The organism is Capnocytophaga sp. oral taxon 380 str. F0488 (genome assembly GCF_000318255.2).
GTDB classification, from domain to species: domain Bacteria; phylum Bacteroidota; class Bacteroidia; order Flavobacteriales; family Flavobacteriaceae; genus Capnocytophaga; species Capnocytophaga ochracea.
The window spans coordinates 7310-23827 of sequence record NZ_KB291236.1; the positions used below are offsets into that span (position 1 = coordinate 7310).

General features: G+C 39.1%; 11 protein-coding genes. 5 read left to right on the forward strand and 6 right to left on the reverse strand.

Annotated features, from left to right (window positions below; genetic code table 11):
* Positions 1-245: 245 nt before the first annotated feature.
* The 5 genes from HMPREF9078_RS09970 (at position 246) to HMPREF9078_RS09990 (ending at position 5769) form a co-directional block, all read left to right on the forward strand.
* Positions 246-827, forward strand: a complete 582-nt coding sequence (locus tag HMPREF9078_RS09970; protein WP_009420559.1) for a MarC family protein — start codon at positions 246-248, stop codon at positions 825-827.
* A gap of 93 nt (positions 828-920) precedes the next feature.
* Positions 921-1712, forward strand: coding sequence for a 3-deoxy-8-phosphooctulonate synthase (gene kdsA, locus HMPREF9078_RS09975; protein ID WP_009420560.1), 792 nt, complete (start codon positions 921-923; stop codon positions 1710-1712).
* Positions 1712-3121 carry a CCA tRNA nucleotidyltransferase gene (locus HMPREF9078_RS09980; RefSeq protein WP_009420561.1) on the forward strand — a complete coding sequence of 470 codons (1410 nt, stop codon included), beginning with the start codon at positions 1712-1714 and terminating at the stop codon, positions 3119-3121. Before kdsA ends, HMPREF9078_RS09980 begins: the two co-directional genes overlap by 1 nt.
* A gap of 75 nt (positions 3122-3196) precedes the next feature.
* Positions 3197-3964 carry a carboxypeptidase-like regulatory domain-containing protein gene (locus HMPREF9078_RS09985; protein ID WP_009422156.1) on the forward strand — a complete coding sequence of 256 codons (768 nt, stop codon included), beginning with the start codon at positions 3197-3199 and terminating at the stop codon, positions 3962-3964.
* Positions 3965-4062: 98 nt separating this feature from the next.
* The gene (locus HMPREF9078_RS09990) at positions 4063-5769 is read left to right on the forward strand and encodes a phospho-sugar mutase (RefSeq protein WP_034543521.1); all 1707 of its coding nucleotides are present in this window, start codon (positions 4063-4065) and stop codon (positions 5767-5769) included.
* A 172-nt stretch (positions 5770-5941) separates the two neighbouring features.
* On the opposite strand, the gene HMPREF9078_RS09995 is transcribed toward HMPREF9078_RS09990, so the two are convergent.
* The 6 genes from HMPREF9078_RS09995 to HMPREF9078_RS10020 form a co-directional block, all read right to left on the reverse strand.
* The gene (locus HMPREF9078_RS09995) at positions 5942-7519 is read right to left on the reverse strand and encodes a RagB/SusD family nutrient uptake outer membrane protein (protein WP_034543519.1); all 1578 of its coding nucleotides are present in this window, start codon (positions 7517-7519) and stop codon (positions 5942-5944) included.
* Between the two features lie 12 nt (positions 7520-7531).
* Entirely contained in the window at positions 7532-10867 is a 3336-nt protein-coding gene (locus HMPREF9078_RS10000; RefSeq protein ID WP_009420566.1) for a TonB-dependent receptor, read from the reverse strand.
* Positions 10868-10936: 69 nt separating this feature from the next.
* Positions 10937-11860, reverse strand: coding sequence for a dihydrodipicolinate synthase family protein (locus HMPREF9078_RS10005; RefSeq protein ID WP_009420567.1), 924 nt, complete (start codon positions 11858-11860; stop codon positions 10937-10939).
* 145 nt (positions 11861-12005) lie between these two features.
* Entirely contained in the window at positions 12006-13238 is a 1233-nt protein-coding gene (locus HMPREF9078_RS10010) for an MFS transporter (protein WP_009420568.1), read from the reverse strand.
* A 135-nt stretch (positions 13239-13373) separates the two neighbouring features.
* On the reverse strand, positions 13374-14639 hold the full coding sequence (locus tag HMPREF9078_RS10015) for a cyclically-permuted mutarotase family protein (RefSeq protein ID WP_009420569.1): 1266 nt from the start codon (positions 14637-14639) through the stop codon (positions 13374-13376).
* A 6-nt stretch (positions 14640-14645) separates the two neighbouring features.
* Positions 14646-15815: an AGE family epimerase/isomerase gene (locus HMPREF9078_RS10020; RefSeq protein ID WP_009420570.1), complete on the reverse strand. Its 1170-nt coding sequence runs from the start codon at positions 15813-15815 to the stop codon at positions 14646-14648.
* Between the last annotated feature and the right edge of the window lie 703 nt (positions 15816-16518).

The window sequence follows — 16518 nt, forward strand, 5'->3', positions numbered from 1 at the left end:
ACGAACAAATGACGAACAAATGACGGTGCGAGCCACACGGGCAAATGAACAAATGACGAACAAATGATGAAGGAAAGATGAGGCTATGATAATTGTAAAAAAGCGTTTTTATCGTATTATGATATAGGTGAAATAAAGCTTTTAGTTATATTGAAATATTAGTAAATCAATTAATTAACAAATTGAGAGATTTTTTTTTCATCGTTCGCAATTATTTTAGTACTTTTGCACAAATTTTTTAGATTATGAATTTCGATGTAAAGGAGATTATCTCTGCTACTATGGTGCTCTTTGCGGTAGTTGATATTATCGGGAGTGTACCTATCATTATTAATCTGCGCAAAAAAGCAGGACGTATACAATCTGAGAAAACAGCTATTGTAGCCGGTATTTTGCTTGTTCTGTTTTTATTTATAGGCAAGCAATTACTCAATTTGTTTGGAGTAACGGTTGAGGCATTTGCTGTAGCTGGGGCATTTATTCTCTTTTTTCTCGCCTTAGAGATGATTTTAGGTATCACCCTCTACAAAGGTACTACGCCTGAGACTGCCTCTATTGTCCCTTTGGCTTTCCCTATGGTGGCAGGAGCAGGGGCTCTCACTACTGTACTCTCCCTCAGGGCAAAGTTTTATGTAGAGAATATTATAGTGGCAATCCTCATTAATATGATTATTGTGTATGTAGTGCTTAAATCTTCGGAGAAAATAGAGAAGTTTTTAGGCAAACAGGGCATTACCGTAATTCACAATCTTTTTGGAGTTATACTTTTAGCGATTGCAGTAAACTTGTTTACTACTAATATTAGGGCGATGTTATTTGGTCAATGATGAATGACAAATGACAGTACGAACCTCATCGATAAATAAAAAATTACGAAAAAGCTACTAACTTCAAAGAATTATAACTAACAATTAAACAAAATGATAAACAAAGAAGATAATTTCTTTCTCTTAGCGGGACCTTGTGCTATAGAAGGGGAAGATATGGCGATGAAAATTGCTGAACATATAGTGAATATCACCCATAAACTGAATATATCCTACATTTTTAAAGGGAGTTTTAAGAAAGCCAATAGGAGTCGCGTAGATTCGTTTACGGGCATAGGCGATGAAAAGGCACTAAAAATACTCCAAAAAGTAGGGCAAACCTTTAATATTCCTACTGTTACTGATATTCATCAGGTGAGCGATGCGGCGATGGCTGCCGAATATGTAGATGTACTGCAAATACCAGCTTTCTTGGTGCGCCAGACTGATTTGGTGGTGGCAGCAGCCGAAACGGGCAAGGTAGTGAACCTGAAAAAAGGTCAGTTTATGAGTCCTGAGAGTATGCAATTTGCCGTGCAAAAAGTATTTGATAGTGGCAATGAAAAAGCGTTGATAACTGACCGTGGCACGATGTTCGGTTATCAAGACTTGATAGTAGATTTTCGCGGAATTCCGACGATGCGCAAGTTTGCTCCCGTAGTAATGGACGTTACGCACTCGCTACAACAGCCTAACCAAAGTAATGGGGTAACAGGCGGTCGCCCAGATATGATTGAAACCATTGCCCGCGCTGCTATTGTGAACAATGCTGATGGACTTTTTATCGAAACCCATTTTGACCCTGCTAACGCTAAAAGTGATGGGGCAAATATGCTACATCTCGACCTCCTTGAAGGTCTTTTAACGCGTTTGGTTGCCATTCGCAAAACAATTAACGAATTTTAATGAACTATACTGAAGCGCTTTCTAATCCTATTTTTAAACTCATAAGCGATATTTCGGCTGAGATATCGGTTGAAAGTTACGTGATTGGGGGCTTTGTACGCGATTATTTATTAGAGAAAAAACTTCCCAAAGACATCGATGTAGTATCAATCGGTAGTGGTATTTCGTTGGCTGAAAAAGTAGCTGAGCGATTGCCTAATGCTCCTAAAGTATCGATATTTAAAAACTTTGGTACAGCAATGATTAAAGCCGATGGCTTAGATATTGAGTTTGTAGGGGCACGCCGTGAAAGCTATGAGGCAAACTCACGCAAGCCTTATGTAGAGAGTGGCACGCTACAAGACGACCAAAATCGTAGGGATTTCACTATCAACGCAATGGCTTTCTCTCTGAACAGAGATACTTTTGGCGAGCTTATAGACCCTTTTGACGGCTTAGGCGACTTAAAACGAAAGCTCATTCGTACCCCCTTAGACCCTGATATTACTTATTCAGACGACCCTTTGCGTATGATGCGTGCTATCAGGTTTGCTACCCAATTGAATTTTAAGATTGAAAAGCAGTCGCTAAAAGCTATTACTGATAATAAGGAACGGCTAAAAATCATCTCGAGCGAGCGTATTGTAGAGGAACTGAACAAGATACTCGCTTCGCCTAAACCTTCTATTGGACTGAAATTGCTGTACGAAACGGGCTTGTTGCACTATATCCTCCCAGAACTCATCGCCTTGCAAGGGGTGGAGGAACACGACGGACAACGCCATAAAGATAACTTTTGGCATACCTTAGAAGTGGTGGATAATATATCAGAAAACACCGATAACCTCTGGTTACGCTGGGCAGCGCTCTTACACGACATTGGCAAAGCACCTACCAAACGCTTCGACAAGAAGATAGGTTGGACATTTCACGGACACGAGTTTGTGGGGAGCAAGATGGTATATCACCTCTTCAAACGTTTGAGAATGCCTCTGAACGACAAGATGAAATACGTGCAGAAAATCGTAAAGATGAGTTCGCGCCCTATTATCATCGCTGATGATATTGTTACTGATTCGGCTGTACGCCGTTTGGTATTTGATGCTGGAGAGGAGTTTGAAGACCTAATGACCCTCTGCGAAGCTGATATTACTACTAAAAACCCTAAGAAATTCAAAAAATATCACGACAATTTCCAAATAGTACGCCAAAAGGTAGTGGAAGTAGAAGAGAAAGACCACATTCGCAATTTCCAACCTCCGGTAAGCGGTGAAGAGATAATGCAGACGTTCAACTTACCTCCTTCACAACCGGTAGGAATGCTAAAAGAAGCGATAAAAGAAGCGATTTTAGAGGGGAAAATTCCTAATGAATACGAGGCTGCCAAAGCCTTTATGATGGAGAAAGCAAAGAAGATGAAATTGATTTAGAGGTGCGAGGTGCGAGCCGCACAGGCAGTGTGAGTCGCACAGGCAGTGTGAGCCAGACAGGCAATTAATTTAGTAATGAGATTATGGTTTTTCATATTATTGCTGATGAGTCCGCTTTTGATGAGGGGGCAAGAAATGACGCGTATCAGAGGAAAGATATTCTACAACAATGCGCCTTTGGAAGGGGTGCATATTCAAAACATAGACAACCAGCACTATACTACTACCGATGCTGAGGGGTCTTTTTCGATAGACGCTACCAAAGGACAGAGCTTAAAAGCTACGTATGTAGGCAAGAAAACACTTTACCACAGCCTTACACAAGTGGATTTACAGCGATTGGTTGTTTTGAAAATGACTGATATTACTATTGCATTAGAAGAAGTGAGTGTTACTGAAAAGCCTAAGATTACTGCTCAGAGTTTGGGTATTTTACAACACACTCCAAAAGAACGCACTTGGGAAGAGAAACGGAAGTACGCTAATACAGATATTCTTCAAATAGACAAATTCTCCCTCTACAAATTACTAGTAGGAAATGTGAGTTTTAACTTCAATGCAATTATCAACCACCTAAACGGAAAGGCAAAGATTATCAAACAACAAGTTATCAATGAAAAGAACCTAAGGGTGGCACATTACATCGTAAATGAGATGGGCAACTACCTCAAAAATGAACATCACCTAACAGAAGAAGAAATAGGCACCTTGGCTTTCTATGTAATGGAAAAACCCGAAGCACACCGGCTTGTAGAGCGAAAAGACAACAAGCAATTAGAGTTTATGTTATACGAATGGTGGCATCAATTGAAAAAATTGCAAATTAGTGAATTTGCTAACTGACATATTTGCTAATTAAAAAATTATTCGTACCTTTGCTAACGAAAAACAACGCTGATAAAATATATAACAAGAGTCAGCCTCTATATAAAATTAATTTTATGAAAAGTATTGAAACAGCAAAAATGTGGCTTTCTGACACTTTTGATGCAGAAACCCGCAACAAGGTTCAAGCCCTCATCGACGGAAATCCCGATGAGCTCAACGAAGCCTTTCACAAGAACTTAGAGTTCGGTACTGGTGGTATGCGTGGCATTATGGGAATTGGTACTAACCGAATCAACAAATACACGTTAGGCAAAAACACCCAAGGATTGAGCAACTACCTCAAAAAATGCTTCCCTAACCAAGAGATTAAAGTGGCTATCGCTCACGACTGTCGCAACAACTCTAAGAAGTTTGCCAAAATAGTAGCCGATGTGTTTGCAGCTAATGGCATAAAAGTATTCCTCTTTTCTGACCTCCGCCCTACCCCAGAGCTTTCGTTTACAGTACGTTACTTAGGCTGCCAAGCGGGTATCGTGCTTACTGCTTCTCACAACCCACCAGAATACAACGGTTATAAAGTGTATTGGCAAGACGGTGGACAAACTGTACCACCCGAAGACGGTGATATTATGAAAGCTATTGAAGCTCTTGACTTCAAAGACATCAAATTCAACGCCGATGAGAGTCTTATTCACTACATCGACAAAGAACTTGACAATGCTTTTGCCGAAGCATCTATCAAACACGGAGACTTCAATGCTCCTGAGAAAGACAAGCTAAAAATTGTATTTACTTCTTTGCACGGAACGTCTATCACTATGGTTCCCGATGTGCTCAAACGCGCAGGCTTTACCAATGTACACATTGTAGAGGAACAAGCTGTACCTGATGGTAACTTCCCAACTGTAAAATCACCTAACCCCGAAGAGCCCGAAGCTCTTACGTTAGCACTCAAAAAAGCAGACGCAATAGGAGCTGATATCGTAATAGGTACCGACCCCGATTGCGACCGTATAGGTATAGCCGTTCGCGACCTTCACGGCAAAATGGTGCTACTTAACGGTAACCAAACAATGGTAATGATGACCGACTTTCTCTTGGCACAACAAAGCAAAAAAGGCTTTAAAGGCAATGAGTTTGTAGCTTCTACTATTGTTTCGACTCCTATGGTTCACGCAATTGCTAATGCTTACAAAGTGCAATACAAAGAAGGACTCACGGGCTTTAAATGGATTGCCAAGATGATAAAAGACTCCCCTAAGCTTACTTTCATAGGCGGTGGAGAGGAAAGCTTCGGTTATATGGTTGGTGATTTCGTACGCGATAAAGATGCCGTAACTGCGACCCTATTGGCTTGTGAGATTGCTGCATTTGCTAAAGCTAAAGGCAGTTCCTTCTACAAAGAATTGCTACACGCTTATACCAAATACGGATTCTACAAAGAGTACCTCATTTCCTTAGTGAAAAAAGGTATTTCGGGCTCAGAAGAGATTGCTAAGATGATGAAAGACTTGCGCGAAAATCCGTTGAAGGAAATTAACGGAGAAAAAGTAACGCTAATTTGCGATTACCAATCGTCTAAGGCATTCCACCCACTTACTGGTAAAGTAGAAGATATAGACGTTCCTAAATCGAATGTGCTCATCTACCACACCGATAAGGGTACCCGCGTAGCAGCACGCCCCAGCGGTACAGAGCCTAAGATTAAGTTTTATTTCAGTGTAAATACATCTTTGAGCAGTGTAGACGCTTTTGAAGCAACTCAAAAGGTTTTGGATAGCAAAATCCAAAAGATAGTAGAAGAATTGAAGCTAAAATAGTGAACCACTCTATATACTCTAATATAGAGTCTGCAAATAGACAGTACCTCTGCATTCAACAATTGAATGCAGAGGTACTTTTTTTGAAGAAAGAAATATGTAAAACAGAAAACAGAGCCCCTTTTACAAGGAACCCCGTTTTCATCTTCAATAAAGCTAAAAATCTTTATCTTTATTTGTAACCAGGTGTTTGAGTAACGAGTGTATCTCTGCTGATAATATCAGAATTGATAGGCCAAAGTAGCTTATGCGCTTCTGTATTTTGATTCAGTATAGGCTCTACATTGCCTGCCACTGTACCATAACTTGCCTCTTTTGAAAATACAAGAGGTTTACCAGAGGCATCTTGTAGACGGCGAACATCAAACCAGCGTTTAGATTCGGCTACAAACTCTTTATCACGTTCTCTCAAGATAGCTAACTCACCATCAGCAAAGTTAGTATGTGTATACGCATTAGCTGAAGTATAATTTGAACCATAAGCCCTCTGTCTAATTTGGTTGATATAAGTAGAGGGGTCAGAGCCTTGCTTATTAGCTATCTCAGCATACATCAACAGTACATCGGCATAACGGTATACAGGTATATCATCAGAGAAAACACGAGTGTTCGCTGTGTTTATAAAGCCTATATATTTGATGAGAGCTATCCCTCTCCCTTGTGTTTTAGCTGCATTAGAGTAGAACGATAGGAATGTAGTAGCTCTACGGGTATCAGTAGCATCAAAAGCCTGAAACAATTCAAATTTATACTCATTGAATAAGAACCCTGACTGAATCTTTAAGGGGTCGTTATTAGGAAAAGCTTTCCCAGTTTCATCGTATTTATTGATAAAATTGGGCGGGTAATACATAAATGAGTTGAACGGAGTACTTGCTTCATTTTCTAAAAAAGCCATTGCAAATATAATCTCATTATTTTGCTTTTTATTGTAAGCAAATACATCAGCATAGTTAGGCAAAAGGCTAAATTTACCTGAACTAGCTACCTTGTCTAATGCTTCTTTTGCAGTGTCTAAATCAGATGCAGAAGGAACTTGGTCACCGGTAGTGACTTTGGCTGACCAAAGATAAATCTCGGCTTTGAGCATCAAGGTAGCATAATATGACCAATGTATTCTATCAAAATTATTCACTCTGTTAGAATCTGTAAAATATTTTTCAGAGTTATTAATATCGGTTTTTATGAAATCTAAAGTAGCTTTTGGAGTACTGCGAGGCGTAAATAATTCTTTACCACTACTAGGCGTCTTGTCTAATATTTCCGTTCCAGTTTTAATGGGTACACCCCCATAGGTTCTGTAAAGCCAAAAATAGTACCACGCACGCATTCCGTACATTTGCCCTAAATAATAATTCTTATTGGTTTCAGTTAAATAATTGGCTTCTAGAATATTTTTAATAGCATTGTTAATATTAAAAATCTTTCCATAAAAGTCAAACCAAGAACTATTGTTAGGATTTTGAGCAGAAAAGTTCTGTATTTTTATATCGGAATAATATATATTCTGCTCTAATGATGACGTACCACCGGGCACCATAGTACCTCCACGTGCTTCACCCATTATCCAATAGTTAAAATCATTGCTTCTAAATTGGTTATGCACTCCCTCGATAGCTCCTACTACTTGAGCTTCATTTTTCCAGAAGTTACCACTACCATTATAGTCCTTTGGAACAAGGTCTAAATCATTACAAGAGACTGTAAGCAATAGCCCTGCGATAATTGTTGTATATTTTAAAACTTTCATATGTTGCATTTTTTAAAAGGTTAAATTCAATCCTAAGATAATAGTCCTTGGCAATGGATAGCCTGAATTTGATTGCCCTAAAGCCTCAGGAGAATAAGTTTCAGCTTTAGTAAGGTAACCTAAGTTCTGACCTATCAAAGATAGTTCTAAATTATCAAGTCCCATTTTACTAACTATATCTTTTTGGAAATTATAGCTAAGAGCTATCTCACGGAAGGCTAAGTAACTTCCTTCATAAATAAACATTGTTGAACTACGGTAGTAATTACGTTTACCAAGCTGGTCAGCCCAATAATATTTAGGATATTTAGCAGTAGGATTATCCGGAGTCCAAGTATCATTTACCTGTTTAACAGTGTTAAAAGTACCTTGCATATTACCTAAGTACCAAGGCAATGAGTTGCCTATTGAGATTCGCTGTTTGAAGTTGAGCGCATAGTCCATACGGGCAGAGAATCGGATATTTTTATAACTTAAGGTAGTATTGATACCTCCTGTCCATTTAGGGTAAATATTACCAGCTTTCACTAAATCATAATTATCAATTTTACCATCTCCATTCACATCTCTCCAAATTACATCTCCAGGCTGGATAGGAAGTCCTTTTTCTTTTTCAGCATCGCTTAGTCTTGCCCAAGCGGCAGGTCCGTATAGTTTTTTAGATCCGGTTTCATCAACCAAATTATCAGCCAAGCGTCTTACTTGTTCTTCATTTTGGTATATACCTAACGCTTCGTGAGCATACATATCACCAGGCTCTTGTCCTTCTTGATAACCTCCTACCCATTCTTTTTCACCTGTGGTAGGATTATAGACCTCAATAGCATCTTGCCTGTTATTAGGGTAACCGTTATAAGGCAGTTTTACTACTGTATTTTTGTTATAAGCAGCATTTACTGCTAAACTCCAATGCAAATCATTCTTATCAATAATTCGGAAGTTGGTTTCTATCTCTACTCCTCTGTTTCTGAAAGACCCATTATTAGTATTGATAGCAGAAGCTCCTGATGAGTGTGGAAGTGTCATTGACTGTATCTTATCACTTGTCAAACGATCGTACAATGTAAAATTAGCATTGATACGGTTTTGGATAAAACCTAAATCTAATCCAACTTCAAAGGTACGCGTTTTCTCCCAACGAAGTCCTTTATTAGGAAAAGTACCTATGACATAGCCTACTGCCCCATTGTACTTATTAGTGCCATAAGAACCTTGTAAGGTATAATCACCTATAAATTTATCTGGCACATTACCATTCAAACCAAAACTGGTTCTGAGTTTTGCAAACGAAAGTACTCGTTTTATATTGTCAGGGATAAACTCTTCACGGGTGATAATCCAACCCAGAGAAGCTGCTGGGAAGTTACCCCAACGATTATTAATCAATCGAGAATATCCATCACGGCGAATAGTAAATGAAAACAAATATTTATCAGCATAATCATAGTTTAAACGTCCAAAATATGATTTGATTCTATTGCCATAATGATATGAATCTATCCCACGTTTACCTTCTTTATTAGAAGTCAAACCTAAGTCTTGGAATTCATCAGTAGGTGCTTCTGAGCCTGAAGCACTAAGCCCGCGTGTATAGCTGTCGTAGTACTCATAACCTGCCATAGCATCAAAGTGATGAGATTTTATGTCAAACTTGTAGTTTAAGATACTATTATAAGTTTGGCGTATAGTTCTTCCAAAGCTGGCTGAAGTACTTCTAGTTCTACTCCAGTTGTTAGCTGCTTTACCTGGTGAGGTTTGGTGGTCTTTATTAAAACTTTCATAATATTCTTCATCAAACATCACTTGTCCACTCACTGTTAATGAAAGTCCTTTGTACAAATCAGCTCTAAGACTTTGTCCAAAATTAATTTTATTGGTATTATTATCACGGAGAAATATATTTTCATAAAAACGTGGGTTACCGTCACCTCCTCCACGTCCCATTACTATCTGCCCATTTACTTTTTCTTTTTGAGTAGGGGGAGCTGAAAGCATACGTCCAAAATAGGCATCATCTGCAGAAGTATTCACATTTTTATACCAAGTAGCATAGGCTATTGAGAAGTTGCTGGTAGAAGTAAGCCAAGGTTTTAACTTATACTCAGCGTTCAAAGTACCAGTGAGTCGCTTATACCAACTCTTGATAGGCAAACCTTCTTGGTTATAATAGCCCAAACCAGCATAATATTTTCCTTTGTCATTACCTCCTGTCATTGATAACGAATAGTCTCTAGTAAGAGCAAAAGGACGGAAAGCTGCCTTTTTGAAATCAAAATCATAGAAAATAAGCTCTTTACCTGTAATAGGGTCAGTCATCGTTTGCCATCCTTCTGAAAGAAGTTTTTGTTTTTGAGAAGGCGAAAGGCTTTCTGAGAACATAGTAGACCAATATGAATTAGCACTTTCATTAGGATTTAATACCGTATCATCGGTCATACTTTTGAAGTGTATATTACCAGTACCGTAAGGTTGTGCACCACTTAAACTCGCTTCGTTAGTAAATCCTTTCCAATCACCTGAAGCATTTTGCCATACACGGGCACTATTACGTACCGCTGTACGTTGCCAATAAAGATAATCACGTGCATTAAGAAACTCCACTTGGTTATTCATATAAGCAAATCCGTGCTTCAATTTTACATTCAGTGACGAAACACCTAATCTACCTTTTTTAGTAGTTACCAATACTACCCCATTGCTAGCTCTTGCTCCATAAATAGCAGTAGCACCAGCATCTTTTAATATATCCATTGATTCAATATCATCGGGGTTGATGTCATTCAATCCCCCTCTGATTTGTCCATCTATGATAATAAGGGGTGAGCCTGAACCATCAAGATTAGTACCTCCACGAAGTACTAAGGTAGGAGCTGCTCCTGGACTTCCTGAAGTCTGTGCTACCCTGAGTCCGGCCACTGCTCCTGAAAGAGCTTGAGCAGGGTTAGAAAAAGAACCGGTTGATAATACTTCTGTTTTCACTGAAGCAATAGAACTCGTTACTTTTGCTTTCTTTTGTGTACCTCCATAAGCAGTAAGCACTACTTCTTCCAATACATTCGCTTCTTCCTTTAACGACACATTAATAGGGCGATTACCTGTTACTCTTCTCTCTTGGGTAGTATACCCTACAAAGCTAAATACAAGAATATCTCCCTCCTTTGCAGTGAGGGTATAGTTCCCTTCAAAGTCGGTCTGGGTACCGTGTGTGGTACCTTTCACAACTACAGCAGCACCTGGCAACGGCATTTCATCAGAAGAAACCGTCCCTTTCACCATTATCTCTTGTGCCCAACCTATTGTGGTAAAGAACAACAAGAAGAATACATTAAATAAATACTTTTGCTTCATTACTTTAAATTTTTACTGATTGATTTTATAAATACAATGGGGTGGTAGGTTAATTACATTTTATATATACTACATTTGGTTACATTTGTTAAAGAAATCAATGCTTTCCAATTCTTTCTTAATGACTGCTTCCTCTTCATCAGTAATGTTTTGGAAAGGCGTACGGTTGATACCTAAGTCTAAACCAAGCAACTTCATTATACGCTTGCCGCACACTATGTTGCCACGATATTTAGCAATTACATTTATCACGTCTTGGGCGTAGTTTTGCAACTCAGCAGCTTTGGTAATATTGCCCTTGTGGTATTCATCTATGATACCTACCAATACCTTGCCTATATAACTACCAGTACCGCTAATACCACCACGAGCACCCCCCATTACAAGAGCATTGAGGATAGTCTCGTCTAAGCCGTAGAGCATATCGTATTTACCATTGTTGTACAACATACATTGGTTGTACTCATAAAGTGGTTCGTAGGTGTATTTGATACCCGCTAAGTTAGGAATACGTCCATCAGCTGCTTTAAGGAAAGGCAACATAGGAAGGTACACCCCATTGAGCACAGGGATATGGTAAAAATAGAAAGGCAGATTAGGCGCTCCACAAGCTATTTCCTCGCAGTATTTCACCAGCTCCTCTACCCTACCCGCTTTGGGGAAAGGTGAAGCCATTGCCCCTATACCGAAAGCTCCAATTTCTTGGGCGTGCTGTGCCATTCTATGGCTATCTTTTATGCAGGTAGCCCCACAGTGTACAATCACTTTGAAGCCTTTGGGAGCTACTGATACCCATTTTTCGGCTATCTTCATACGTTCTTCAACCGTCATCATATAGCCTTCTCCTGACGAACCGTTGATAAATACGCCTATCAATCCATTTTTTTGCAAGAGTTTTGCATATTTATCAATAGGGTCTAAATTTACTTCTCCTTTCTTGTCAAAAGGTGTAAAGGGCGCTACTATCAGCCCATTAATTTTTTCAAATGTCATTTTATTTAGTTATTTATTCCTCTCCCTCTCCTTTCTTCCCCTCCCTAAAAGGAAGGGGAAGGGGAACCTCAAAAGCAATAATAAGGAGAGTGTTTATTAATAATTCTATTTCAATTAGCTCCTCCTTGGGAGGAGTTGGGGATTATTATTCTCCACACAATTCTCTCTTAGGTTTTAAGAATAACAACATCAGTACAATGGCTATTAAGATAATCACCGAGAGTTTGCTAAAATCAGCTCCTAAGTTGCCCGCATCGGTAGAAGTACCGAGCATTAAGGTAACAGCATAGCCCGAAAATACGCCTCCCATATTCATAATGCCATAAGCCGTAGCGCGTTGCTGTTGTGGAATAATTTGGCATAAGATAGGCATATTGTTGGTATCGAACATTCCGTAGCCAATACCAAAAAGCAAAGTTGCCCCTATCATTGCTACATACGACTCTCCAAAGCCTATGAGTATCAAGGCAGGAATGGTAAGTCCTAAACCAATAGTACTAGTGTAGATGCGCGCTTTGATATTTGTCTGTACCCAGCGGTCGGACAATGTACCTCCTATGAGCACTCCTAAGAAAGAAGATATAGCGATAGAAATTGTTGCTATGGGGCCTGCAGTAGCCATTGGTACATTTAAGTTAGTAGCAAAGAGCGTAGGCAACCAGTTCTTAGTTCCCCAGCCTGGAAAGCTCGATGCCATAAAGTAGAACAAGAGTATCCAGAAAGAGAAAGTGCCAAACACAAGAGCAAGCGACGACAACAATGAGTTTTTCGGTGCTGGCGTTGCTTGTGTAGTTGCTTGTGGTTTGCGCTCTATGTCAAAGAGAGTAAATACCAAGAAGAAAGCATACACTATCCCTACCATACCAAACCAGTGAAACACAGTATGCCAAGTATAGTTAGAGGCAATAGTAGCTCCAAAGCCTCCTAAGGCTTGTCCTGCATAGAGTCCCGACATATGAATACCTATAGCCAAAGAACGTGTTTTTGAAGTATGGTAATCGGCTATCATAGAAAGAGCAGTAGCTAAGTAAAGCGCCTCACTGAGTCCCATTAAGGCGCGCAGCCAATACACCTGATTAAAGGTTGTCGCATAACCCATACCATAAGTTACTGCCGACCATACAAACAGGCTTCCTACAATCATCCACTTGCGGTTCACGCGGTCGGCAATAATACCAGCCACAGGGCTCATCAATCCGTAGATAAGAAGGAACACTCCCATCAGCCTACCAAAGTTTTCTCCCACAGCAAGCTCTTTGATGTCCATTTTCATCGACTCCTGCATCGTGGAGAGCATTTGTCGATCTAAATAATTCAATAGTGCCACCACCCATAGCAATGCCACTACTATCCAAGGGTATATTTTACTGTTTTTCATAGTATCAATTGTTATATTGGTTTGTTAAAGAGCCTCCCTACGGTCGGGAAATCTAACAGATTAACAAAAGTTTGTTTGATTTTGTTTTTTTGATTGATTTCTGAGGCATAGCCTCACCCTTTAAGTAAGTATATGCTATTTTACCACAACTTTAAAAGTTTTATTACTACGTACACCCGGTTTTAGTTCTCCTTGCACGAGGTAAAACTCATCTGGAGAGCCTACTAAGGTAGCACCTGCTCGAGCGAAATCAGTCTGTGTATCGAGCACCGACCACTGTTGCGTGTGAGTATCGAACAGATAACACTCTTTATTGAAACCATAGTACTCAATAGGCTGTGTCATATAATACGACATATAATCGTAGTTTTTCTGCTTGCGTGTCTCATCAGTGAGGGTAGTATCTCGACCTATATGATAGAGGTCGGTGATGGTTTTTAAGAAAAGTGTTGCATTTACACCTCCAAAACAAGCGATATAGCGGTTATCAATAGCCAAAGCTGTAGCTCCTGTGAGCGAAAATGGCACTTTATCAGGACTTTCTTGTGTAGCTATTTTTTGCCATTGCTGTTGTTGCACACTATACCTCCACACAGCAGTAGAGAGGGCAGGCACGCGGGTAGTATCCCCCCCGAAAAAGCCTCCTAACAAGAATAAGTGTGTATCACCCTCTTGTTCCATCGCTACTAATACAGGTTGTACACTGGGCTCTTCGGGGAAATCAGGCAAGCGATGCCACTCTTTATCAGTAGCAGTATCGATATAATACACTTTGTTAGAGGGTTTTCCCGAAGCACTACCTCCTGCTACAAACACCTTGCTACCTATGCTCGCACCTGCAAAGTTATCGAGCGGTTCAGGCAAAGAAGGGAAAGAAGTAAGCGTAATGCCTTTTTCTTTTGAGTACTGCACCTTATAGCAATTGGCTAAAGAGTGTATAGCCGTATGTCCTCCTATCCACAGATAGCCAGCAGGAATCGCTACCGATACCCCATAAGCCGCTGCTTCAGGAAGTTTGCCCACTGTTTGCCATTGGTTTTGTGTTTTATTGAAGTGAAGTATTTCATCGTAAAACACTTTCTTTCCGCCTTCAAAACCCAATTTATCAGGGAAGTTACACCCTCCTGCTACCAATAATTCACCGTTGAGCAGGGCAGCATAAGAAGCCGAAACGCCTTTCTGCAAATTGCCTTCCAAGCCTTGGGTTGCGAGTTCTGTAATATTAATTTTCATAGGTTGTTCTTTTTGGGTTTCTGTACAAGCCGTCAATATTATTAGAGATAAAAGGAATAGTGCAGACTTTGCCAAAGGTGCGAGCCGCACGGGCAGGAAACTTTGGCAAAGTAGCTTAGACTTTGTCAAAGTTTTTCTGTTCATTATTTGTCTTTTATCATTAACCATTAACAATTAACCATTAATCATTGCAATTGTTTTCCACACTTGATATAAGCCACGTGGTACGTGGAAACAGCCTTTCCATTTACCGCCTTTGAGGTCTAAAAGCACTTCGCCTTGGCGATTGAGGTACCCCCACCATTCGCGGTGTTTAGGGTCTTTAAAATGTTCCCAAGTGTAATGATGCACTTTCTCAAACCACTGCAAGCACTCTTTATTACCAGTGAGTTGATATCCTTTTATCAGCGAGATAAGCGTTTCTATATGTACCCACCACAGTTTCTGATCCCATTCTAATTGTTGGGGCGGACAGCCTTTTCTATCCATAAAGTAGTAGATACCGCCATACTCTTTATCCCAACCGTAGTCAATCATTTTTAGAGTAGTTTGCACCGCCTTTTCGATGAGTTCAGGACGATTGAGACGTTTGCCTAAGTCCATTATAAACCACATTGCCTCAATGGCGTGACCGGGGGTAAGCTGACGACCTTCAAAAGTATCAGATAGCGAACCATCAGCATTTACATTTTCTACTACGATGCCACCGAGTTCAGGGCGTAAAAATACGTCCATTACTTCGTGAATACAAGTATCCATCGTTTTCTCGATGAAAGCCTCGTCCAATAAGGGTTCTATCTCCAATGCCAAATTACAGAGAATCATAGGCAAGGCAAAGTTTTTAAGCGAACGAGTGCCTGGGTAGGCTTTGCTCCATTTCCCCTTAGGATTGTCTTGTTTAGAAAGGATAATATCAAAAGTGCGTTTGGCTATATCGGCATATTCTTGATTGCCTGTGGCAATGCTCAACTGACCGAAAGCCATCGTAGCAAAGGTATAAGAGAAAATATTATAAGGTTCCACAAGAGGGTTACCTTGTCGGTCTAATGAAAAATACCAGTTTAGGTTTCCGTCGTGTCCGTATTTCTTGAGGAACTCTGCCCCTTGTATAGCACAATCCAACCATTCTTGTCGTTTTTCTACACGGTTATAAAGCATTGCAAAGAGCCATACTTCACGCCCTTGTAACCAAATAAACTTATCGGTATCAAATACATTTCCTTGGCGGTCAAGACAAGTAAAATAACCACCATATTCTTTGTCTTGCGATTTCTCTAACCAAAACGGGATCACGTTTTGTAACAATTCATCGCGATATTGTTTTTCTAATTGTTTAAAATCCATTATTAAAATAGTATCTTAGTTCTAATTGTGATTTAGTTTTTATTCTTCTTTAATCGACGGGGCAAAATAACAAATAAAAAATGATATGACCAAATATTTAATAAAGTTTTTTTATATATAAATTTTATGAAATACTGATTTTAGATATAAAAAACTGATTTACATATATATTTAAATTAAACAGAAAGCATTGAATTTTCGTATTATTTCGAAAAAATAACTATAAACAATCTTTTTATTTTCTATTTCATTCAAAAATCTATCATAAAGAATAATTTAAAATATTTTATTTTACAAATTCTACATAGCATAAAAACTACAATAATAAAACTTTTAATTAATAATGGCCTATTAATTTATTTAGAATAATAAATAAAGCGCATAATAATAAAATAGAAGGGTTATATTAATATGTATAAAGCAAAGCACATAGCTTGGTACTATAATTTATTTCCAAGAATAAATCCATCATTTTCCTATTGCAATAGAGTCTCTCTCTTTTCTGTTACACATTATATATTAGTCATTTACAAACCACTCCCTATATTCCAACACTTATATTACTTCACAAAACCTATTCTCTTTCATTGTTCCATTATCTGCCCGTATCACTCGCACCGTTGTTTGTATGAACATTGTCAAAATTTCAAACCTTTGGCAATGTTAAAATCCACTAATAACCTTCTTTTTATCTCTATCTTAG